The organism is Pseudomonas extremorientalis, assembly GCF_001870465.1.
Lineage (GTDB): Bacteria > Pseudomonadota > Gammaproteobacteria > Pseudomonadales > Pseudomonadaceae > Aquipseudomonas > Aquipseudomonas extremorientalis.
Genome location: NZ_MDGK01000015.1, coordinates 159,250 through 183,505, shown reverse-complemented (window position 1 = coordinate 183,505; position 24,256 = coordinate 159,250). Strand labels below are relative to the sequence as shown.

General features: G+C 61.2%; 13 protein-coding genes. 5 read left to right on the top strand and 8 right to left on the bottom strand.

Annotation, left to right across the window (positions count from 1 at the left end; translation table 11 throughout):
* The first annotated feature begins 368 nt into the window (after window positions 1-368).
* Window positions 369-3,455, top strand: a complete 3,087-nt coding sequence (locus BFN10_RS04600) for a transglycosylase domain-containing protein (protein ID WP_071488672.1) — start codon at window positions 369-371, stop codon at window positions 3,453-3,455.
* Window positions 3,456-3,604: 149 nt separating this feature from the next.
* Window positions 3,605-8,458, top strand: coding sequence for a dermonecrotic toxin domain-containing protein (locus BFN10_RS04595; protein ID WP_071488671.1), 4,854 nt, complete (start codon window positions 3,605-3,607; stop codon window positions 8,456-8,458).
* 215 nt (window positions 8,459-8,673) lie between these two features.
* Here BFN10_RS04595 and BFN10_RS04590 read toward each other — a convergent pair whose 3' ends face one another.
* The 6 genes from BFN10_RS04590 to BFN10_RS04565 all read right to left on the bottom strand — a co-directional run bounded on the left by BFN10_RS04590 (window position 8,674) and on the right by BFN10_RS04565 (window position 19,177).
* The gene (locus BFN10_RS04590; protein WP_071488670.1) at window positions 8,674-13,308 is read right to left on the bottom strand and encodes a hypothetical protein; all 4,635 of its coding nucleotides are present in this window, start codon (window positions 13,306-13,308) and stop codon (window positions 8,674-8,676) included.
* A gap of 206 nt (window positions 13,309-13,514) precedes the next feature.
* Window positions 13,515-14,741 carry a hypothetical protein gene (locus tag BFN10_RS04585; RefSeq protein WP_071488669.1) on the bottom strand — a complete coding sequence of 409 codons (1,227 nt, stop codon included), beginning with the start codon at window positions 14,739-14,741 and terminating at the stop codon, window positions 13,515-13,517.
* Window positions 14,741-15,232: a CS1 type fimbrial major subunit gene (locus BFN10_RS04580; RefSeq protein ID WP_071489096.1), complete on the bottom strand. Its 492-nt coding sequence runs from the start codon at window positions 15,230-15,232 to the stop codon at window positions 14,741-14,743. Before BFN10_RS04580 ends, BFN10_RS04585 begins: the two co-directional genes overlap by 1 nt.
* Window positions 15,232-15,969, bottom strand: a complete 738-nt coding sequence (locus BFN10_RS04575; RefSeq protein WP_071488668.1) for a pilus assembly protein — start codon at window positions 15,967-15,969, stop codon at window positions 15,232-15,234. Before BFN10_RS04575 ends, BFN10_RS04580 begins: the two co-directional genes overlap by 1 nt.
* Before the next feature lie 55 nt (window positions 15,970-16,024).
* Complete coding sequence (locus BFN10_RS04570) at window positions 16,025-18,547, bottom strand: CS1-pili formation C-terminal domain-containing protein (RefSeq protein WP_071488667.1); 2,523 nt, start codon at window positions 18,545-18,547, stop codon at window positions 16,025-16,027.
* A gap of 129 nt (window positions 18,548-18,676) precedes the next feature.
* Window positions 18,677-19,177: a CS1 type fimbrial major subunit gene (locus BFN10_RS04565; RefSeq protein WP_071488666.1), complete on the bottom strand. Its 501-nt coding sequence runs from the start codon at window positions 19,175-19,177 to the stop codon at window positions 18,677-18,679.
* A gap of 516 nt (window positions 19,178-19,693) precedes the next feature.
* Here BFN10_RS04565 and BFN10_RS04560 point away from each other — a divergent pair.
* Together BFN10_RS04560 and BFN10_RS04555 are read left to right on the top strand one after the other, a co-directional pair.
* Window positions 19,694-20,230, top strand: a complete 537-nt coding sequence (locus tag BFN10_RS04560; RefSeq protein WP_071488665.1) for a PadR family transcriptional regulator — start codon at window positions 19,694-19,696, stop codon at window positions 20,228-20,230.
* A complete protein-coding gene (locus BFN10_RS04555) occupies window positions 20,227-20,994 on the top strand; it encodes a siderophore-interacting protein (RefSeq protein WP_071488664.1) in 768 nt (255 codons plus the stop codon). Before BFN10_RS04560 ends, BFN10_RS04555 begins: the two co-directional genes overlap by 4 nt.
* 1 nt (window position 20,995) lies before the next feature.
* On the opposite strand, the gene BFN10_RS04550 is transcribed toward BFN10_RS04555, so the two are convergent.
* On the bottom strand, window positions 20,996-21,619 hold the full coding sequence (locus tag BFN10_RS04550) for a Pr6Pr family membrane protein (RefSeq protein ID WP_071488663.1): 624 nt from the start codon (window positions 21,617-21,619) through the stop codon (window positions 20,996-20,998).
* 4 nt (window positions 21,620-21,623) lie between these two features.
* The gene (locus BFN10_RS04545) at window positions 21,624-21,857 is read right to left on the bottom strand and encodes a VF530 family protein (RefSeq protein ID WP_048720273.1); all 234 of its coding nucleotides are present in this window, start codon (window positions 21,855-21,857) and stop codon (window positions 21,624-21,626) included.
* Window positions 21,858-21,994: 137 nt separating this feature from the next.
* On the opposite strand from BFN10_RS04545, the gene BFN10_RS04540 reads away from it, so the two are divergent.
* The gene (locus BFN10_RS04540) at window positions 21,995-24,013 is read left to right on the top strand and encodes a TonB-dependent receptor (RefSeq protein WP_071488662.1); all 2,019 of its coding nucleotides are present in this window, start codon (window positions 21,995-21,997) and stop codon (window positions 24,011-24,013) included.
* Window positions 24,014-24,256 lie beyond the last annotated feature (243 nt).

The following is a 24,256-nucleotide window of genomic DNA, read 5'->3' as shown; positions in this document are numbered from 1 at the left end:
CCTCATTTTGTTATTGGATTGTCCGTCGAGTCTCCAGGGCGCGGGCCGGTAAGCCGGCACCCTTGCCGAGACCGGGGCCGCCTCATGGACGGGCCCTTCTTGCCAGGCAAGATCAGCGGGGCGTGCAGTATAAAAAGCCCGGAGCAGGGTCTTTCACTATAAAAGCGAGGCAATTTAGTGGAAGTGCTCGATATCTTGCAATTTAACAGGAGCATCTGACCTACATTGAGCGGCAAAACGTCGCGGCAGGCCCGCCCCCACAACCATCGGAAGGTTCTGACTCGAAAAACACATTTCCCTCACAAGCAGCGCCCAGCGACTACGCTTCAAGCAAGTCCGATCAATCTGCGTGAATGGATCAATCGACTATGGGCGCACTGTGGCAAACCGAATCGACCAAGGCTGCGAAACCACAAGGCAGTTCGGACCCAGCGCCTTTACCCGAAAGTAAACCCCGGCCGCGCCATGGGCGTCGCCTGTTCTGGTTGATCGTGCTGATGGCGCTGATCGCCCTGGGCTTTGCCGCCGCCAGGGAGATGCGCACCTCGCACCTGCAGGCCGAGGCACTCAGCCGGCTGGCCCGCGACCTGACTTATGACGTCAGGCCCGGCCCCAGCGATGCGATCGTTTACCCCGGCGCTGGCCCATTCGATCGTCGCCTGGGATACAGCGACCTCGATACATTCCTGCCGCGCTTGCTCAAGCGCGGCTACGTGATCGAAGCCCAGGCGCGGTTTTCCCCCGCGTTGATGGACTACAGCGCCAAAGGGCTGTTCGTGCCCTACACGGAAAAAATCCAGGCGGGACTTTCCATCACCGATTGTCGCGCCGTGCCGCTGTATCGGTACGACTACCCGCAACAGTTGTACTCAAGCTTCACGGCTATCCCCTCACTGGTCGTGAACAGCCTGCTGTTCATCGAAAACCGCGACCTGCTCGACCCCGCGCAACCCCAGGCCAACCCCGCCGTGGACTGGCCACGCTTCGCCAAGGCAGCCTGGTCGCAAGTCGCCCGGCTGCTGCACCTGCCGGGCCAGAGTGCCGGCGGCAGTACCCTCGCCACCCAATTGGAGAAATATCGCCATTCGCCAGACGGGCTGACCGTATCGGGTGGGGAAAAGCTGCGACAGATGTTTTCCGCCGCCGTGCGCGCTTACCATGATGGGCCAGAGACCTTGCCGGCGCGGCAGGATATTGTGCGCGACTACCTCAACAGCGTGCCGCTGTCGGCGGTGCCGGGGCACGGTGAAGTGCACGGCATGGCCGAGGGATTGCGGGTGTGGTACGGCGCCGACTTCAACCAGGTCAACCAGGCATTGCGCGGCCCAGTGAATGCGCAGCAAGGCCTGGCGTTGCGTCAGGTGCTGTCGTTGATCATCGCGCAGCGTCGTCCTTCCCATTACCTCGCCAAAGGGCGGGACGAACTTGCCGACCTGACCGACAGCCATTTACGCCTACTGGCCCAGAATGGCGTAATCGGACCTGACTTGCTGAAGGTCGCCCTGGCGAGCAAGGTCACTTACCGCGACTGGGCACAACAACCCACGCTTCAACCGATAGAAACCAATAAAGGCATCAGTGTGGCCCGCAGCCGTTTGGCCGCATTACTGGACCGGCCGCTGTACGACCTCGACCGCCTGGACCTGTCCGCCACCACGACCCTGCAAGCGCAGTTGCAGGGCCAAGTCAGTGACTACCTCAAGCAACTCGCCGACCCCGAGTATGCACGCCAGATCGGCCTGATCGGCGAGCGCCTGCTCACTCCCGCCAGTACCGCCCAGGTGCGCTACAGTTTCACCCTGTTCGAACTGACCCCGGACGGTTCGCGGGTGCGGGTACAGACCGACAACACCGACCAGCCCTTCGACATCAACGACGGCAGCAAGCTGGAGCTGGGCTCCACCGCCAAGCTGCGGGTGCTCACCACTTACCTGCAAATCATCGCCGAGCTACACGCCAAGTACGCCGCGCAAGCGCCCGCCGCGCTGAAAAAAGTCGCCGTCGACGACCAGGACCGCCTGAGCCGCTGGGCCCTCGACTACCTGATCCAGGCCCCGGACAAATCCCTGGCCGTCATGCTCGACGCGGCGCTGGACCGCACCTACTCGGCCAACCCCGGCGAGCGCTTCTTCACCGGCGGCGGCTTGCACAGCTTCCATAACTTTCGCAGCCAGGACAACGGCCGCAGCCCGACCCTGCGCGACGCCTTGCGCGAATCGATCAACCTGCCGTTCATTCGGCTGATGCGCGACGTGGTGCGCTACGTCACCTATTCGGGCGAGAACAACAGCGCCGAGTTGCTCAAGGACGACAGCGACCCGCGCCGCCAGGAATACCTCGCCGGTTTCGCTGACCGCGAAGGCACCACCTTCCTGCGCAAGTTCTGGAAGAAGTACCAGAAAAAAGATACCCAGGCACGCCTCGACACCTTCCTCGACAGCCTGCGCCCCACGCCGATCCGCCTGGCCGCCGTGCACCGCTACCTGTTGCCCGACGCCAGCCATGCGAGCTTCAACCTGTTCGTGCGCTCACATCTGGCCGGCATCAAGACCCACGAAAAACTCACCGACGAACGCCTGCAAAAACTCTACAAGGACTACGGCCCCGGCACCTACGACCTGCCCGACCAAGGCTATATCGCCAAGGTGCACCCGCTGGACCTGTGGTTGCTCGGCTACTTGCTCAACCATCCCGAGGCGACGTTCAGCGAGGTGGTCAAGGCCAGTCAGTTCGAACGCCAGGAGGTGTACAGCTGGTTGTTCAAGAGCCGCCACCAGAGTGCGCGGGACAGTCGCATCCGCACCATGTTGGAGATCGAGGCCTTCCTCGACATTCATCAGCGCTGGCAGGCCGTGGGCTACCCCTTCGATCACCTGGTGCCATCCCTGGCGACGGCGATCGGCAGCTCTGGCGATCGCCCGGCAGCCTTGGCGGAGCTGATGGGGATTATCCTCAACGATGGTGTGCGCCCCAGGGTGCTGCGTATCGACAGCCTGTTGTTTGCCGCCGGCACGCCTTACGAAACACGCGTCGTCAACGACCCGGCGCCGGGCAAGCAGGTGATCCCGGTCGAGGTCGCCAGAGCCCTGCGCGGCGCCTTGTCCCAGGTGGTGGATGCCGGCACCGCCAAACGCGTGGCCGGCAGTTTCAAGCTGGCCGACGGCACGCCACTGGCCATGGGCGGCAAGACCGGCACCGGCGACAATCGCATCGAAGCCATCGGTGCTGGCGGGCGGATCCTCAGTTCCAAGTCGATCAACCGCACGGCCACCTTTGTGTTCTACATCGGCGAACATCATTTCGGCACCCTGACCGCCTTTGTGCCGGGCGCCTCCGCTCAACAGTTCACGTTCACGTCGGCGCTGCCGGTGCAGGTGCTCAAAGGCATGGCACCGCTGCTCAATCCGTTATTACAACCGGGGAGTCCCACCATGTGCCTGGCCGCTACTCACTGATTCAAAGGCCACCGCGCGACATGCCTGGGCGAAACAGACATGTAGTGGTTATGTAGGCCCGTCATTCCCTCGGCGGCCAATAGTGTGGGCATTCGCATGCAGAGACCTGCTCTGTATGGATAACCTTATCGCTACAGGACACCCAGGCTATGCCTACACAACCCCAGACCTCTACCGAGGACCTGCTACGCCGCTTGCCTATCCGTATCACCGCCATCGAGCACCTGCTGGACGCCCAGCCGGACTTGGCGACCGTCATGGCCACCGAACTGCGCCATGGATTAGCGAAACTGGCACCCGCCAACCCGCCGAATCCCGATACGGTTTATCTCAACGAGTACGAGATTCCCTCGCAGACAGAGCAAGGCAGCGCACCTCGCATTACCCGGACACGTAACCTGACACAGCTGCTGCAAGAAACGATTGCCACCCAAAACCTGCCGACCGAGCTGGCCAAAGAGCCGCAAACCGGTAGCGTCAGTCAAGCCGCCGGGTTCTATCCAACTGCCCATGGCACCGGACGCGACACCGAACTGGCCGCGTTGGAAATCTCGGCAGTCAGTCAGTTGATCAGCGACCTGCAACTCAACAGCCAGACGCTCTACGTGAACACACTCAAGACGTTCTGGTCGTCGCCCCACGCAAGCACCGGTGCCCTGAGCGTCCTGGCGGCCGTGAGTCAAAAGCAGCGTGAGGTATTTACGCTGGAGGCGGACCTGAAGCTGCATGATGCATGGCAACAGGTCGAAAAGGCCGAGCAGAATCTGAAGAAAGCGCCTGAAGATACTCAGGTTCAAGCGGCTGTGGCCACAGCCAAGTCACACCTGCAGGTGCTGATCGAAGGCCGGCAATTGATCGAAAACCGCGTACTCCATGAAACCAAGAACAACGCCACACCGCCGCTCACACTCAGTATTGCGCTGAACGCTACGAGCCCGCCTGACTGGACCACGACGCTCAACGGCTGCTTCGTGCTCACCGAGCAACTGCATGGGGCCAGACCGACCGTCCTGTATACCCCACAATGGGGGGGTGAATTTTTCGAGAATTTCTCGTCCATGGAAAATGCCTTGCGTCTACGCCTGGTGAGAAGCGCCGAAAGAGACCTGCTGTTCGCCAACATTGCCGCCAAGGAACACGCCCGCGCCAGGAACGTGTTACGCAATGAGCAGAAATTGACCTATGCGCCGATCACCGGGCAGGTATTCAGTGCGTGTCTGCACGCTCGGCGCATCCAGCAAGAGGCCGATATCGACCGGGCCTTCGATATGTCCCACACCACGTTCGAGACCCTGGCAGCCAGCGTACGCGCCACGCTGGCACTGCCGCTCAAGGGCAACCCGGGCTTGATCGCCCGCCTGCCTGTGCAGCCTGACTTGACACAGGCATCTCCCGTCCCGCTCACCCTGCCCGACACTGCGCAACAAACGCGTCTGATACAGCAGTGGAACTCGCTCAACCAACAGCTGGACCAGGTCCTGGAAAAGCACAAACATCCCTCGCTGGGCACTGTGCTGACGTCACTGCTCAAGGAGACCTTTGCACAATTGCCTGACGATACAGGGCTGGACAGCCTGTATGTCAACCGCTACCGCATCGACAGCAAGGGCGCACGCCATTTTGAATCTTCCCGCCCATTACTCGAGGCGGTGTGTGCCTTATTGCTTTGGGACAACACTGCAGTGGAAACGGATGAGGATCACGCCACTCAAGAAGATGACGCCAACCTGGTCGAGACCTTCGCCGAAAGTGTCTTTCGCAGCGCGACCGCGTTCAGCGAAACCGACCAACTGAACCAGACCGGCACACTGTCGGACCTGGCTCACAAGCTGAAAACACGATTGGCCGAACGGGTCACCACTTACTGGCGTACGCCAATAGCACCCGAGCTGGTCTGCCCACAGGTCCGGCTGATTGATATCCAGCGCCAAACCCTGGAGGTACAGGCACGCCTGCGCGTGGCCGACAATACCCTGAGCCCGCAGGCCAAATTGCTGATTGACCGTGTGCTGCGCTACCCGACTCAGGCGCGGCGCGAAGCGAGCTTCAGTCATGGCAACCGTCCCGGCGTCTATCAATTGACCGTAGCCACCGTCCGCAACGAAGTGGCGCGCATGGCCGGCAGCTTCGTCCTGACCTTCAATGACGGTTCCAGCCCGGTCACTCCTCATTGGCCCCAAGGGCACAAAAACCTGAGTACCCAAACAGCGGGCGTTGGCGCGGTAGTGTTATATACCCCGAACATGGGCTTTGAAGAGTGTGCATCCCTGCAAGCTCTGCATGACACACTCAAAGCCCGCATCAATGCCGGCGAAGACGCCGGCAGATTGTTTACCAGCGGCCTACCGCTGTTGGGTCAGCATGGAAAAACCGGATTGTGGGGCGATGACTTGAGTCGCATATTCGCGCCGATCGCAGACGATTTTGTGGCAGACAGCATCCAGGCCTTGCTCGACAAACAGCTCTCTGACATCGAAACCATTCTGGGCCTGACTGAGAATGGCTCGGACAGCGAAAAAAATGGCCGCGTGGAGCTGGCGGAACTGGTGGATATGGCCGGACCGTTCCTGGCGCGCAACCGGCTGCTGATAGAACACTGGCGGCCGGACTGGGAAAAGCGCTTGAGCGCGGCGGACCAGAAGGCTCTGCAAGATCAAGCCGACACCACCCTGGCCAAACAGGATGAACTGGCCAAACAATGGCAAGCGCTGATCCCCACATTGGCCGAGTATGCCAAGCAACAGGTACTGCCAAAGATTCGCGCCTTGCTGGTCGAAAAAGGCCAGGGCTATCCCGCGCAGGGCATCGACCCGGACAAAATAACAGTCGTCCGTACTACCCGAATAAGGATTTCATCCGGTGCCGGCTTTGGGTCTGTGCATGAAGAGGTCAAGAGCAGCAAGATGAGCCTGACCAACCTGCTGTTGAAAAACACCAAACCGTGGCAAATGGGCTTCAACTGGAAAGAAGGCGAGCTGTTGAATGCCGAACTGACCACCGCCCAGGGAGAATGGGTGCGCGATGCCAAGGGGACCATCATCACCTTGGAGAAAGAACGTCTTGAGCAGTGGCTCAAGGACCTGGATGTTGGCCAGCAGTACGAACAAAACGTGCTCGAAAAATACCTCGCCCCTCAGGCTACGGCAGCCGAGGCCCAGGCCTTGAAACAAGCCTGGATCGCATGCCAGGCAGCTGTCCTGGACTACGCGGCCCTTGCGGCCCGGTTGAATCCTGATATCTACCGCAGCCAAATGCCCGGTGACTCCGGGCAAAAGAAAGCGGCCGCTTGGGTGGAGGCGGTGCTCGCCTCGCCATCCCCCGCGACACGGCCACGGGTCGACGGGCAGGCAGTGATCGCCAACGCGCTGATGTTCAACCCGGCCAGTAACGCGCCCGAAGGATTAGGCGGGCAGACCGTGAATGGCGTGCTGATTCTCTCCACTGACGCCGATGACATGCGGGTGCTGTATACCCCGAATGCACCCGACGGTGTGGAACTCAGGGAACTCGCCGACGAGGCCGAGCTGGTACAACTGATGCGAGGGCCGGCCTGGCTGGATTATCTTCGCGCACGCCTGCCCGCCGATACACGCTTGCTCAATCATCGTCTGGCCGCGCATCGAGGCGATGTATTGGTCGGGCTGTACCGGCAGAACTACCTGTACCTGCTGGACAAAGCCGACACTGAAAGCTTGACCAACGAAGAATTGGAGGCCCAGTCGACCCTCAACAAGGTACTGTTCGGCGTGGACGTAGCGCTGAGCGTGCTGGGCGGTTTCCCCTGGAGCGGCCAGTTGGCCTCTTCGGCCGCCAGGTTTGTCGGTCGGGTGGGGCGCACGACGGTCCATACCCTGCGCAGCCTTGGACAAACCGTGGCGGGGCTCGTCGTGCGTCGCGGGTCACGTGCGCAAACGCTGTTTGAAGTCGCAAGAGTCACCACTACGGTTGCCGGGGTAACGCGAACAACAGGCCTGGGTATCAAGCCGCTGTCCATGCTACTGCGGCCAGGGAGAAACACACTGCGTCCGGACCTGCTGAAATACCAGAACGACTTTCTGCAAGAAAGCGCCCGCCTGGTGGTGAAAGGCGGCATCCCGGCCGGTGCAGAACTGGCCGAAGGCACAGGCATCTATCGCGTCCCCGGTTCGCCCAGTACCTACCTGGTACGCAGCGTCGGCGCAAAGGGCAAAGAGCAGGTGTTCCGTATTCAGAATGCGTTCAACCTCTATGACAGCAATGGCTTGGTCGCGCCGGTACTCACACCCGCTGGAGGCGTGACCCCGTTTCGGTTGCGGCGCCTGCCGAACAAATTCTGGGAGCTGGACACCTGGCAACGCCTGCCCGGCGCCGGGCCAAAAACCGACAGTCAGCTCGCCCAAGCACTCAGGGAATGGGACGCATACGTCAAAGCCGATGCGGCGTCCTCCACCCCACAGGCCGCTCTGAACCCGGCTGTTTTTTTCACAAGTCGCAATATCCCGTTGAAAACATGGAACAAATTCGTCAGGTCAGGTGGCGAAATAACTAAACGAGGCTTGGCACGACTCAACCCTGAGGGCACTACACACCTGTCAGACAATCTGTTCATGAAATGGGTAAACATGGAGCAGACGACCAAAGAAGCGGCGGATGCATTTATAAAAACACATGGCATTCACCCAGATCGTTGGAGCGAGTTCGTCGCCTGGGGCAAGCTGAACAAAGTTGGCGAGGCCCGCAAGGCAAGACTGACGAGCCTATCCGGCGGTTATTTCACCCGGATCACCGACCAGCATTTTCAAGACTGGTATCAGTTGGCCCTTAAACCGGTAAACCAGAACGCAGACGCAGTCTGGAAATTCGCCATCGATCGTGGCATTCACCCGCCATCCTGGACGCAATACGTGAACGCCGACGGCACCTTCAACACGAATATTGGAACAGTCGCGGAGCGTGTCAACCGACTAGGCCTTGAGTTCCCCCTTGACTTGACGAAACCCGGTCCGTCCTTACCCCCCACCTGAATCGCACTCGGCTGCCACTGCAGGAGCCGGGCTCGCTCCTGCAGATTGTGGCTAAACCTCTGAATCCCAGATCACCGTGACGCTGCCTTCATGAGTACTGGCCTGTCCAGGCCGTAAAAGAAGGGATTTCCAATTGCCTGACCGATGTATGGGCACGGTGCTGGTGCCGCCCTGGCAACCCGGCAGCCAGACCCTGTGCCGGGCAACCACTGAACTCAGTCGAGGCTGAAAAACAGCCGGCGTGCCATGCCCAGCGAGAGCTTCCCGCGCTCAATCTCAGGGATGGGCTCGAACTTGCCGGTCTGCCCACGGCGAATACGCGCAAACATCGCGGCTTCGACCTCAGCCTGGTCCTCGCGGCCCAGGTATTCCTGCCCGGGTTGCTTGAGGTGAGCGGCCTCGTAAGCCTCATTCTGCCGCGTCTGCGTCTTGTAGTGGAAATGGGCAAAGCACAGCGCCCGGCCGGTGGCGACATCGGCAACCTTGTACACCTGCAGGTAATCGTTTTTGTGCTTCTTGAGCTTCACCCGCTCACCGCGACGGGTAATCTGCACTTCGCGGTGGCTATACAGGAACTCCAGCGTGTCCGGGGTGATCGGCCGCAGCTTGCTTGCGCGTATCCGTGCGTCCAGGCCGGCCGCCTCCAGGCTCGCCACTGCGGCACGTAAACGGCTGACCATGGCCTCGGCTTTAGCCTGTTGCACCACCGCTAACCGTGCGGTGTCAAGCATGCTCAATTTCTTGCGGATGTCCTCGGCCACCCATCGCCGACTGATAGCCTGTGACTCGAGCAGGTGCTGCAGGCTCGCCGGTTCATTGACGGATTCGATCATCTTCTCCACGTTCCGGATGGCTTTTTCGTCATTGGCCAGCAAGTCTTCGCCCTTCTCCATCAGGCTGCTCAGTTCACGATTGGGGCGCCGCCGCGGGGGGGATGGCTGGGCATCCCACACCCCATCCTCGGCTTCGGTGAACGCTGCGATGACCGCACCCGAGGGGTCCTGCAGCTCGGCGGTTTCGCCGCCCGGCAGCCCTGGCGCTTCACTCAGTTGCGCCACATACAGGTCGCGATTGCGCGTGCGGATGATTTTCTTGCGCCGCGCCCCAGGTACCGGCGGGGCAGGCTTGGTCTTGGGTGCGGCCGGCACCTCCCCTTGTTGCAGCTCGTTCAACTGACGTTCGATGTGCAGATGCAGGTCTGTCAGTAACGCCTGGAGTTGTTGCAGGTACTCCACATTAAACTTGTCCGGCTCCATTGCCCGCCAGAATTCGATTTGATCGTCGGTTTGCGCGTACACCCGGTCAATGCTCTGCAACAAATCAATGCGTTCCTGGTCAGTGACCTGAAGGTGACGCAAGTCCGCCATGGAACGGTTAGCCCGGCGGGCTCGATTGATGGTTTCACTCACGCTGTCAAAAAACCCGTCCTCCAGCGGTGGCCCCGCCACATCAATGGCAATGCCCCACAAGGTGGTAAATTGCAGGGCCTGCAGATCCTGGACCGACGGCCGTGCGGGCAAGGCTGCCGTGAGCGCCTCGGCCTTGGTGCGACCCTGCTTGGGAACTTGCCGTAGTTCGTCGAGGTAGCGATCCTCCAGGGTCCGCCAGCGAATGGCGTTTTCCTGAATCCTTGCCAGTTCACGCAGGCCCTGCCCAAGGGTTGAATGGGCCTGGCGATTGATGTCCGATTGGGCCTCATCCTCGGTTTCGTCCTCCAGTACCTTGAGCACCGGATCGAGCTGTGCGTTGGTCACGACCATGTGCTCGCGTGACAGGGAACCGAGCAGTTGCGTGCTCAGTATCACCGACTCCAGAGCCTCGCACAGTTCTTGCTCATAATGCGGACGCGGCGCCAGGTCACGCAATGCGCGCAGGCACTGCAATTCCCGCTGGGCATGACTCAGCGCTTTTTCAGCCTCCTGTTGATAGTGCCGGCTGGCTTCGATGCGACGTTGCTCGGCAATCGCGCCCACGGGCTGTTCGATGACGACGCGGGCGACCGCCATCGCACGGCGCGCCCGCGCCTGGGCCAGGCGTGCCTGTTGGTAATCTTCAGTCAGGGCATCCTTGAGTGTGCTCGCTGCCTGGCGTGCCTCCTGCAGCATCGAGTCGGCTGCGCCGCCACGCAGATGCAGACCAAGATCGACGTCCCAACGCCCCTCACCGAGGTGCTTGAGCCATGGCCCCTGGACCTCACCGGTGGCGCTGACCACCCGCACCCGCCCCTGCTGGATCTGCACCCGGTAGACATGCCCACGCACCCGCGCCCGCCACTGCGGCGGCGTGGCGGAAGAGACCTTTACCAGGCCTTGCATGGGGCCGCTGGACTCGACAAGGTCCAGCGACTCGGCGGCGGGCGGCAGCATGAGGCTCAAGGCTGTCAACCGCGCCTGCATGGCCGGGGTCAAGGTATCCCGGGCATTGGCCCACCCCAGCGGCGCGCTGAACGCCACCGGGGCATCAACCCGCACTGGCGCGACAGCCACAGGTTCGGCACGTGCCAATGGCGCGAACGCCGGGTGTTCGAGGTCCAGGTGACGCTGCAAGTCATGGGGTGCGGCCTGATGCGCCAGCACCGCTACCAGGTTTACCAGCATGTCAGTGACTGCAGCTGCTCGCGCCTGCGGGTCGGTACTGCGCACGCTCTCAAGGTCATGTTGCACGCTGTCTGCCAGTTGCAACATCCAGCCCGCCAGTGCCATCGGCCCGCGCAGGAATGGCAGCAGGTTGGTAAACAGCAACCAACCGATCGTCTTCAGACTGGCCCAACGCTGCTCGGCATTGGACTGGGACTGGCGGTCGGCCAACGCCACCAGCGCGTCGGCAGTGGCCATGAACACCTGCTGCGTCGGGTCACCGGGGGCCACGTGCTTGTGCAATTGCGCGGGCCCCGGCTTGGTGTAGACCGCGAATTCATCCGACGGTAGAAAATGGCGGATATGCGGCTCGCTGAAACCACCGTTGGCGTACACCGCCTGGCGCCGGGGCTCCATCCAGATGAGTGCCTGCTCTTGCAGCTCGCCCGGAGCCTTGATCGCCTCGAACAACGCCGCCAGGTTTTCATACTCCTGCAACATCGGGCTCAGCAGCGGCCGGTACAACAGGTGCGGCCCATCATGCCCGGCCTGTGGCCCGATGATGAACTGGTTGGCAACCACATCCGCAGCCTGATCGGGCGCAGCCTGGAACGCCAGCGGCCACAGGGCCATGGCTTTTCCGTCGAGCAGACGTTCCGTCGGGGTGGCTTGCAACGCGGCCTGCAGGCACAGGAACCCGCTGCGGGTCAGCCCCTGCAGCCCCCTGGCCTTGTATTCCAGGGCAAGCAGCGGCAATTGATTACGCAGTTGCCGGCTGAACAGACGCTGGCGGCGAGCGGCTTCAGTGGCATCGTCCACCAGCTTGCGTCTAAGCAACTGAGGATAGAACTGCCCGATATCAACCTGTTCGATGCAGGTGCCGAGCAGGCGGTAATTCAGCCACGCAGGGGCGTTCTCGCCCTTGAGGGTGATTGCCTTGGGGGTATGGGGAAACCCGGCGAGATTTTCCAGGGCCAGTTGCACCAGGGTCACTGTGACAGGTTCGACTTCACCGGCGATGAAACCACCCGGCACCGGTACGGCGGCGGCGATCACGCGATCAAACCTGATACTGATTTCGTGTGGTTTCAGTTCGACCGTCCCTGGATGCTGCTTCAAACACGCCCGCAATTGCTCATCGGCGAATTGCTCAATGGACGGGATGCCGTCCAGGTAGTCTTGCGCCCCGTCATCGTGCCCGGTCAGCGCCCAGCCGCGCAGCAACTGTGCAAAGGCCGCGCTGTCGGTGGCATCGGCCTGGCTCAACCACAGCGGCAAGCCGGCGCGCAATCGCTGCTGATACGGACTCAGTTGCGCGACAAACCAGCCGAGGGGGTCAATGATAGCGTCCAGCAATTGCTGCAAGGCCAAGGGCGTACGCGGCACCAAGCGGTTGATACGGTCGATGTCGCGCAATTGACGCTCCAGGAAGCTGGCCGCCAAGGCATCGAAAGGGTCACCCTCCACAGGCCGGACGAACCAGTGCGCAACCTGCCCGGTCGGCAACGGGTCCACCTGCCCCACTAGCAGCACCCCGATATCGTCCATGCGCTCGATGGGCGTTATCCCCGACGCCGGGCTGTAGAGCAGCAAGCATGAACCACCTTGCGGCAACGTTCGGTCAAGCACCAGCCAGGGCAGTGTGCGCACCTGGTTTTGCTGCGACAGGTGCACGGTCTGCACCCGTAGCGTCGGGCTGTCCAGGCTCCATTGGCGGTCTGGCCGGTTCGGGCGCAACAGCGCCTTGGGAAACAGCTGCGCAACGCGCGCCTGGCTCATGCCGGGCGGCGTTTGTGCGTCGTAGAGCAACGCCAGCAACTCATCGGACAAATACCCCCAGCGCACCATGTCTACGGGCATTGCCTCGTGCCACCACGCCTGCAGCCGCTGGGCAAAAGCCTCCAGCAGCAAGGCGCCGCATTCATTGATCAACACCTCCAGCTCGGCGAGGCTCAGCCCGCCCGGCTCAAACACTTCGCGTACGCGTCGAACCACTTGGTGGCACGCTTCTACCAGCAACATCGGCCGCGCAGACGCCAGGCGCTCCACCAGCAACTGCGCCAATGAGACATAACGCCAAGCCCCCGCGCAGGGTGAGGCTTCTGGCGTCACGAGGTGCAGCGCTCCGGCGCGCTCATTACGCGCCGCAAAATGCTGGTCCAGATAGGCCTGGGCACTGTCCTGGGCCACCGCCAGCAATGACGGTGGGTCACTGAACAAGGTTTCGATCTGTTCGATATGGGCCTGGCGTCGGGCGCTGGCAGTCATGGTCATCCGGGTATCTCCGTCGAGTAAAGCCGCACACGCTAGCTCCTTGCTTGCGCCTTACCGACGTAGACAGTTACTACGCTTGCCTCACCTCACGCCCCCAGGCTTTGTGACCTAACCCGCGTTTTGTCTGATAACCCCGATCAGTTGTCATGCCCCGGACCAGTAGCTGTCCACCGCCAGTCGCCCCCGCCGGCGCTTGAGCCCACGCTTCAGATCTCGGAGTCCCAGACCACCGTGGCCGTGCCGGAATAAGTGGTGCCGCTGCCCTGCTCGAGCATCTGCGCGACTGCGTCGGCCTGGACTGCAAAGTGCAGGGTACTGGGTTTGCGGTCGATGTAACGATTGGGTTGGAAACGTTCGCTGCCGCTGCCGTCCAGGCGCAGAGGCAGGTGATTGACCGGGCGCCCGGCAGCGTCGCTCAAGCCTGCCGGTAACGTGACCGCAAGGTCCAGCGGCACCTGGTGCGTACCATTGCTTACGCTGCAGGTATTGCCCATCGGCACGCCGCATTCCAGGGTCATCTTGAAGTGGGTACTGGTCCACAGGTTGACGGTTTGGTCGCGGTACAGACGGGTCGGTTTGCGCCCGTTCTGCAGCCAGGCCTGCCAACCTCCCTGGGGCTCCAACTGCACGCGGTTGCCGCCGGGAGGCACTTCGACTTTGAAGATGTGGTCGACATCCAGCTCGAAATTAACCAGGAAGGTATTGTCGTTGGCCAGGGTGATGTCGCCAAAGTCGAAGTCCATGCCAGGCCCCACAGTGTAAAGCATCTGCCCATGGTAGGTTCCCGCTGGCATGCTCAGTGGGTTGGGGGTACGCAGTTCATAGGTAAAGTACAGGCTGGCGTAATAAAAAACAGGCAGATTAAACAAGGCCTGAGTGACGCAGGCTCCGGCGTATTCCGGCACTAGCCAGAGCCATTGAACCTGGTAACTGGTGCCATTGAGCACCCCCGTGGGCAGGCACGGTGCCGGCGCTTTATGCCAGCGACCACTGCTCCATAACGCTTCATAGCCGCCACCATTGGTGATCTGCATGACGTCCCCGCCATGACGGGCCCAACCGCCAATTCCCGAGATACGTACCTCAAGTTCGCCGGTATCACCTTTATCGTTGTTAACCGAGACGGTTCGCCATTCAGACGGTATCTTCAGGTAAACCCCCTGGCGCGGATCGTCATGGTTGGCGGCAACCGGCGCCCCCGTTATCACCCCCACGGGCAAGTTCAAACTGAACCAGCCCCTGGGATCACAATAATAAGCAAAATGCTGGCAGAACCCGGTGCTGGGGGTGACGTTGGTAAAACGGTTGACCATAGGGTTGCTGGGGTCGGGACGAAACTTGGCCCGAACCTCAGCGGTGCCGGCCTGGGCCGCACCCGATACCCACATTAGAATAAGGACGCAGGCCCAGTGCCTGGCGCGTAAAAAGGCCATCAGTTCACTCCTGGCGCAATGGCATCGAACACCATGTGCACCGTGCCGTAGTAGTTGCCCGGCGCGTACTCATCCGCCGGTTTGATCGCTGCGATTTCCAGGGCCACCCGCTTGCCCGGCGCGGCGTCGGCGCTGGACACTACCTCAGTGGACGCCAGCCCCAGCACCTGCTGGTTGAAAGTCACACGCAGGTCGATACGGTCTTTGCCGTTGTACAGAAATGGTTCGGCATCCAAGCGCGCGCCAATCGAGCCGCTGATGTTTTTGACATCGAACTGCGCACGCAGCGGGCTCAGTTGCGCCGATATCGGGTTGTAGTCCAGTGTCTGCTCGCGATGCACCAGCATCGGGTCCACCGGCAGCACATAAAACTGGGCTGTGGGAATCTCCACGAACACCTCGAAGGTTTCCCGCTCTACCGCAGCCCGGGCCGAGGGCAACACGCAAATAGCGCTGAGCGAGGCGAATGCCAGCGTCTTGAAGAGTGTGATCACCCCTTGACCTCCATCGGTTTTTTCTCGCTGCCTTCGATCAGGCTGAAGCGGTAGGAGCGGCCAGGCTCTTTATCGAATCCATAGGAACGACCGGCCATGATGTGGTGCTTGACCGTCGGCCGGCATTCCAGGGTATTGGCCGCCGAGCAGTCCTTGAATTCATCGACCACCACGACACTGTTGCCCTTGTTGACCAAGGTGTAGCGCTTGCCTTCGTCACGCACCTGGGTGTCAAACCGCACGTTGCTGGGGCGTACGAAAAATACCGTGCCGTAACCGGCCAGCACGCGTACGCCAGCGGCCAGGCTGTCTTTGTATTGCTTGCGCTCTTCTTCGGTGACGGCGAACTCGTCTTCGGTCTCGGGCACCACCGGTACGAAGCGCACGCGGAAGTAGCGTTCCTTGTCACGGTTGCCCATGAACAGCAGGCGCGTGCCCTGGGTGCCGTTGGCCGGTACGATCAGCCGCGCCGGGCTGGCCATCAGGCCATCGCGCGCAGCGGCCCCGGGCTGGTTCTGCAACGGTACTTCACGGTAGGAGCCATCGGCGTCGTAGATCATTTCCAGGATGTTGACCTTGACGAATGCCGTGGAGGTGCCGCCATTGAACACCCGTTTCATATAGGTGCTCTTACCCGCCTCCAGGTAGTCGTAGACCACGCCTACGTTGATCTGCGGGCCCGCCTGGGCCCCCAGGGAGAAAAGACATACGCATAACAACCAAAAACGTTTCATGCCACAACCTCATGTTTTGCAAGCGGCCAAACGCGGCCGTTTATCCAGGAACTATTCAACCCGCTGTTGCCGTGCCCAGGGTGGCCTCAGCCAGGGTGTCGGGGGTACAGCGCAGATCACCGATCATCAGCACATCGCTCTCCTGGCGCGCCTGGCTGGGGTCAAGGCGGAACTGGCAGAGCAATTGGTTGGCGTAGCGCACTTCCAGAGTGGGCGAGCTGGCGTTCATCTCCATGGAGAAGAACCCGTCGACCTCGCTGATCCCGCGACTGGCGTGATTGATCACGTGGTGCCCCTTGAGCGGCCGGCCCTGGGCATCCAGCAGGCGACCGAGCACCGTGACGGTTTTCATCACGCTGATCTTGCGGTAGCCCACCCCGCCCTTGTTCAAGTGGTAGCTGGACCGCGCCGGCTGAATGTTGGCCGCTGGTGGATGGTTGCCCTCGAAGTCGAAACTCAGGGTGCTGTTCTTGTAGGCGGTGATGGGCACGAAGTTGCGCCCCGGCCGCAGGGTGCTGCTGCCGCCGGTAAGGTCATCGGCGCGCAGGGTGATGTCGTCCAGGTCGGTCTCCACATCCACGATCATCCCGGCGCCGTGGCCTTGGGGCTGGCTGCTCAGGGCAACTTTCTGCCCGCCCACCGCGACGGTACTGCTCAGGTTCAAGCCACCGGTGATCTTGTTGTTGAAGGAGGAACGCTGGGCAAAGGCATCGCCGTACAGCGCATCGGTCTGGAAGCTGGTGCGACCGGACAACCCGACGCCGTAAGTATCGGCAATCGCCGTGGCCGACACGCTTTGCAGCATGTGATCGTCCAGGGTGCGCTGGTAGGTCAGCGAGCCATTGTTGTCGCGGCTGCCATCACGGGCGGTGCGCGTGCCGAGGCTGGCGGACCATTGCTCGTTGGGCCCGCCCAGGGCCAGGCTGACGCTCACGTCGACGCCCACGTTGCGTTTGTCGCCGGTGCTGGAGGTGGCCGGGCGATCGAACACCGAAAAGCGCCAGTTGGCATCGCTGCCAAGAAGCTTGCCGCGCTGGTTCCAACCCAGGTCCAGGCCGACCCCTTCGACGTTGCCCTGGCTGTAGGACAGGCGAGAGTTGATCGAACTCTTGTTGCTCAATCGATGGTTGATCGACAGCGACGAGTTGCTGGTCTGGCCGATAAAGGCGGTCCGCGGCCGCAGCCGTGTGCCGTCGGGGAGGATCTCGTAGGTGCGGCGGGTGTCCAGCCAACTGCGGTTGTGGCTGAGTACCACGCTGCCGTGCCCGTAGCTGTAGAGGCCTTGCATATCCAGGCCGGTGCCATGGTCCTGGGTCTGGTAGACGTTGGCGTAGAGGCTGGTGCTGTTGGCCAGGGTCCAGTCGATGGACGTGCCGTATTGCATCTTCTCGCGCACTTTGCGCGTGGACAGGCCCAGGATTACCCGTGGATGGGCCAGGTAGTTGGCGCTGGCGCCGTAGGTCATGAACCCGGTGGCTTGTTCGTCCCAGTTACTGAGCAGCTTGGTTTCCCGACCGACGAAGGTGTTATAGCGCCAGCGTTCGTCGGCATTGCGCCAGTTGTTGGGTTTGTACACCAGTTCCTGGGTGGTGGCCGTGGTCAGCCCGTCTTCGATCAGACGCACCTCTACTTCATAGATGCCCCCCGGCAGCGAGCGTGTGTCGAGGGTCTGCAACCCCGCCGCCACCGGCTGGCTATTGATCAACAGGCCATTACGGTAGATCTCTACCGACGCCTGGCGGCTGGCGGTGACGTAAATCGGGTACACGCTGGGCTTGGGGTTGTTGATCAGCAGGCTGTCGGAGCTGCCGTACATCAGGCCCACGGCGGTGTCGGGGTTGGCGCCGAATGAGCGGACCTGCCGCGTGAGGCCATCGGAGCCAGGGGTGAAGTAACCCAGGCGCAGGAAGTTGCCTTCCATTTCACGCTGGCTGTAAAGCTCATGCACGGCGTGGTACAGCGTGGTATCGGTGCCGCCGAAACGCGACAGTTGCAGGTTCAGTGCCTGGGTCCAATTGCCGACGCTGGCGCTGGCTTCCAGGCCATAACGGCCGCCCAACGCTTCATCCTGCCCACCATTGAGGTTCAATTGGTTATTGACGATCAGACCCAGGCTTCCGGCCTCCGGCTGGTCGTAATAACGCTTGGTCTGCGTGGTGCGCTCGACGTTCTCGGTGAGGATCGAGACCAATGAGTTTTCCAGGCTGTAGTGCATCGCCAGGAGTTGCTCTGGGCAACTTCTTTCGCAACTTCCAAGGGTCATTCCCTGTTGCAGGAGTTGCTGCCACTTGGCCCGTTCTGAAGCCGCGAAGGGACTATCGTTGGCGTCTGTGAATTCCAGCAAGGTAATACGGTCATTGCGATCCAGCACAATCATGGCCTCGCCGAGAAACTGTTGGTCCAGTTCCACGCGCACGGCCAAGGGCACGTCAAAAAAGTGCTCTTCGAAATCGTTTGGCAATCCCTTGGACTGTGACAGCAAACTGCCCGGCGTCGTGCCAGGCGCTGTCGGCGCGGCCAGGGCGCCAGCGCACATCAATAGCGCCAGCGCGCCCGCAATAGGCGTCTTCGAAAACATGAACGGAATACTCGTAAATACGCACAGTCAGGGCTGCTTGACAAGGTCGGCAGCCATTGCCGGCGACCGACCTTGGGTCAATGCCCGCGTGATCGTCGCGATCACGGGGCCAGGGGTGCTCCGCGTCGGTTACGGATTCGGCGTACGCGGCACGGCGTCGAAGATCACCGTGTAACTGGCGGTGTACAGGCCATTCTGGGTGTCTGTCGGCTTGGCCGGAGTGATCACCAGGTCGGCCTGGGTGCCCGGGGTGGATTGAGGGTCGTCCACCACTTCCTGCGGGGTGCCAGTCAGGGTGACGCCGTTGAAGGTGTTGGTCAGCGCAATGCTGTTGGAACCGTTGTACAGCGCTGCCGAAGACGGGCCGCCTTCGATGTAGGCATGCACCGAACCGTCGGTGTTTTTCACATCGAACGTGGCGCGCAGGGAACTCAGTTCACCGCTCACCGGGTTGTAGTTCATGGTTTCGTCTTTACCGAAGTTCGGGTCCCGTGGCTGCGCATGGAACTGCTTGGTCGGGATGTCGGCCTTGATGTTAATGGCGGTGCGCGCGTCATCGGCGGCAACGACCAGGGTTGAATTCAAGGCGACCGCGACCAGAGCGGCCGCGACGGAAAGTTGTTTCAACATAGCGATATACCTGTTGGCTAAAAACAATTTAGTGGAGTCATTAAAAACCTGCATTACGCAAACTTTTCAACAACTCGCATTGACGAACGTACCGTCTCGCCCTATGCCCAACCAGTATTCTCAAAATAAAAGCCCAAGTAAGCAGTCCGCTTCTCTACTTCATGTAGCCAAGACACACCTAGTAATATGGGAAAAAAGTGGCATTTTGCCAAAACTTTAAAATCAACTGTAAGAAACAGACTACTTGATAATAAACGAGAATAATTACGCACCGAACACGTTTGTAAGAACAGTATGACATGCGCATAAAAACTCCAACTCTCGCGTGCCGACAACGCGTGTAAGAGCACACCACTCACGACTTGAGTAATAGCTCTATTTATACAGAGTTGAATAACTCGAAACTTTCAGCCTGCTTGCCAAGCTCGTAATGCCTTGCGTGCCGTTGGTCGGGTGCGTTTGCCCTATCTATAAGATATATCTTACGTTGTATCTAAACACGACAGGAGAAGCGAAATGAGAGGACACCCTCACCACGACAGCCACGACGGCTTCGAAAAACGCGGCGGTCGCGAACGCGGTGGCCGCGGCCCGCGGGTCTTTGCCCCAGGCGATCTGAAATTGCTGCTGCCGGCGCTGATCGCCGAGCAGCCCTGCCACGGCTATGACCTGATCCGCCAGATCGAAAGCCTGTTCGACGGCGCCTACAGCCCCAGCCCCGGGGTGATCTACCCCACGCTGACCTTTCTTGAAGAAAGCGAGTTGATCAGCGGCGACACCGAAGGCGGGAAAAAACGCTACACAATCACCGACGCCGGTCGTCTCTTCTTAAGCGAGCAGACGGTTGCCCTCGACGGTATTCGTCTGCGCATGGACGTGAGCAAGCGCGCGCTGCGCGGCCAGGACCGACCGCCGGAAATCCACGAAGCGGTGCACAACCTGCGCCATGCCTTGCATTCGCACCACGGGCGCTGGAGCCCGGAAGAAATCGTGCGTGTCGCGGCGCTGCTCAACAGCACCGCCCAGGCCATTGTCGACGGGGAAAACCAATGAATACGCAAACCATCCATCGCGTTACCCACGAAATCAAACGTCGCCGCCTGCAGGTGCTGCGGGTGGTGGACATCACCCCGCGCATGCGTCGCATCACCCTGGGCGGGCCAGAATTGGCCGGGTTTGTCAGCCTGGGCAGTGACGATCACATCAAGCTGCTGTTCCCCCAGAACGCCGCCGAACAGGCCGCGCTGGAAAGCCCGACGTTCGCCATCAAGGGCGACGGGCCGCAACCGGCCATGCGCGACTACACGCCGCGGCGTTTCGACCTGAGCATCGGTGAGCTGGATATCGACTTCGTGCTGCATGGCGACGGCCCTGCGTCTACCTGGGCCGAGCAGGCGCAGGTTGGCCAACACCTGTACATCGGCGGGCCACGGGGCTCGATGATCGTGCCGGATATCTTCGACAGTTATCTGTTGATCGGCGATGAAACCGCCATCCCGGCCATCGCTCGCCGCCTGGAAGAGTTGCCGGCCGGGCGCACCGTGCTGGCCGTGATCGAGATCGCCAATACAGCCGAAAAGCAGGCGCTGCAAAGCGCGGCCGACGTCCAGGTGGTCTGGGTGATTCGCGGCCAGGACGACCTGCTCGACACCGTGCGCAAACTGACGCTGCCGAGTGGCTCGCTGTACAGCTTTGTCGCCACCGAAACCAAGCTGTCGCGCCAGGTGCGCCGCGTGCTGCTGGACACGCACCAGGTCAAGGAGGAGTTCCTCAAGGCCGTCGGTTACTGGCGCGCCGAAGGCAGCGACGAAGAATGAATCAGGGCTGGGGCTTGATGAGCTTGTCCAGCCCCACCACTGCCCCTGCTATCGCGACAAACCCCGCCAGAATGCCCCCCGCATTCACGAACACCTGTGGATAACCGAGGGTGCCCACATCAATGAACGGGTACTGATACTGCCCGAGCAAATCCCCCCGCAGCAGCACATAGGCGAAGTACACCAGCGGGTAAATCACCCAGCCGGCGATGTGCCTGAGGTGCAGGTTGCCCTTGGGCACGCACTGCCACCAGTAGATAAAAAACAGCACCGGCATTACGTCGTGCAGCAACTCGTCGGCAATGAACTGGAAGCCTTCGGGTTGCCACAGATGCCGCAGCAACAGGTTGTAAGCCAGGCCCACCACCAGGATGCTCACGGCGATCCCACTGCTGATGCCGGGCGCGAGGAAAAACCGCTTCGCGGGTGAATCGCGCCTCACCAGCGCATAGCTCAACACCACCACCGCGAGGGTGTTGGTGAGCACGGTGAAGAAACTGAAAAAATTGACCAGCCCGCCCATCAAGCTGGCGCCGGATTCCCAGCGCGAATAGAAAATCAGGTATTGCTGAATCACCAACCCCACCCAACCAGCAAACGCCGCCGCAGCCACAAACCGCTTCATGGGATCAGTCCAGCGGGCGTTTGGTACGCATCAGTTTCACGTACAACCCTTCGACTTTTTCCCGCGCCCACGGGGTCTTGCGCAAAAACGTGAGGCTCGACTTGATGCTCGGGTCGCTCTTGAAGCAGCGCACGTCAATCCGTTCGGCCAGGCCGGCCCATTCGTAATGCTCCACCAGGGTGGTGAGGACGTGTTGCAGGGTCACGCCGTGGAGAGGGTCGTTGCTTGTCGCGGTCATGCCAGGCCTTTAGAAAAGAGAACACACAGCTGCGCACTTTAGCACGATCAAAAAAGTTCCCGTTTTCAGCGAAAAAGAGATGTTATATTGTAACTACAAATCTCAAATCTTTTCGTTGCTTTACAAAGGAATGCCCAATGCTCTTCTCTTCCCTATGGCGCCTGTCCCCGCTCGCCGCCGCCCTGCTGATCGGCTCCGAAGCCCATGCCCTGGAGCTGCAACCCCAAGTCATCACCGGCAACCCGCTGGGCAGCGAGCAGCTCGCCTCGCCGACCACCGTGCTGGAAGGCGATGACCTGACCCTGCAACAAAAGGGCAGCCTCGGCGAAACCCTGAACAAGCAGCCAGGCGTGTCGTCGTCGTACTTTGGCCCGGGCGCCAGCCGGCCGATCATCCGCGGGCAGGATGGCGACCGCATTCGCATCCTGCGCAATGGCGTGGGCGCGCTGGATGCGTCGTCGCTGTCCTACGACCACGCGGTGCCGCTGGACCCGGTCAACGTGGATCGCGTTGAAATCGTGCGCGGCCCGGCGGCGCTGTTGTACGGCGGCAGCGCCATCGGTGGCGTGGTCAACACCTTCGACAACCGCATCCCCACCGAAGCCATCGAAGGCATCCACGGTGCCGGTGAATTGCGCTACGGCGGCGCCGACACCACGCGCAGCAGCGCCGGCAAACTGGAGGCAGGTAACGGCACGTTCGCCTTGCACCTGGACGCCAACGCGCGGGAATTCAACGACCTGAAAATCCCCGGCCAGGCGCGCAGCCGCCACGCCCCGGCAACCGACGACGTCCCCGGCAAGAATGGCCGCCTGGGCAACAGCGACGGGCGCCAGGACGGCGGTGCCGTGGGCGGTTCCTACACCTGGGACGACGGCTATGCCGGGTTGTCCTACAGCAACTACGACGCCAACTACGGCTCCCCTGCCGAACAGGATGTGCGCATCCGCATGAAGCAGGATCACTACGCCTTCGCTTCGGAAATCCGCAACCTGCAGGGGCCGTTCACCTCGGTGAAACTCGACGCGGGCTACACCGACTACGAGCACCGCGAAATCGAAGGGGGCGAAACCGGTACGATCTTCAAGAACAAGGGGTATGAAGCCCGGGTAGAAGCCCGCCACCAGCCGCTTGGCCCGTTCGACGGCGTGGTGGGCGCGCAAGTGACCCGCAACGAGTTCTCCGCCCTCGGCGAAGAGGCCTTCGTGCCGCAGACCGACACCAACGCCGGCGCGCTGTTTATCCTCGAAGAAATGCAGGCCACCGAGCGCCTCAAACTCAGCCTCGGCGGGCGCCTGGAACACACCAGCGTCGACCCGGATGCCAAGGGCAACGCGCGTTTTGCCAATGCCGACAAATCCAATGACTTCACCGCCGGCAGCTTGTCTTCGGGTGCGGTCTACACCCTCACACCCGTGTGGTCCCTGGCCGCCACCCTGGGCTACACCGAGCGTGCACCGACCTTCTACGAGCTGTATGCCAACGGCGCCCACGTCGCCACCGGCACCTACGAGCTGGGCGATGCCAACCTGAAAAAAGAAAAAGCAGTGTCTAGCGACCTGGCGCTGCGCTTTGACAATGGCACCCACAAGGGCAGCTTCGGGGTGTTCTACAGCCGCTTCTCCAACTACATCGGGCTGTTGGGCAGCGGTCGCACGCTGAACGATGAAGGCGAAGAAGACGCGGGCGGCATCCCTGAGTACAAGTACTCTGGCGTGCGGGCACGCTTCGCCGGCTTTGAAGCCCAGGATCACTGGAAACTTGGCGAAAGCGCCTACGGTAAGTTCGCGCTGGAACTGTCGGGCGACTACACCCGTGCGACCAACCTCGACACCGGCGAAGCCCTGCCGCGTATCGCACCGTTGCGTTTGAACAGCGGCTTGCTGTGGGAACTGGACCGCTGGCAGGCACGTATCGATGTGGAACACGCGGCGGGCCAGGGTCGCGTGCCGGATAACGAAAGCAGCACCGATGGCTACACCACCCTCGGCGCCAGCATGGGTTATCACTTCAATATGGGTGGCAGCCAGTGGCTGGCGTTCGTGAACGGCGAGAACCTGACCAACCAGACCGTGCGCTATGCCAGCTCGATCCTGCGCGATATTGCCCCGGCGCCGGGTAGAAGTGTGCAGTTCGGCGTTCGAACCACCTTCTAAAAATTTTCCCCCCAGCCTGTAGCAACCCGCTTACTGTGGCGAGCGGGCTTGCCCCGCGTTGGGCTGCGCAGCAGCCCCAAAACCAGTCACTGAGTCTTTCTCAAAGAATGCGGTGAATTGACAGGGGGCTGCTTCGCAGCCCTACGCGGGGCAAGCCCGCTCGCCACAACAAGCCCGCTCGCCACAGGGCGGGGTTTCATGAAGCCAACGTTGCAGCGACTATCTGTCACTGTTACCAAATCT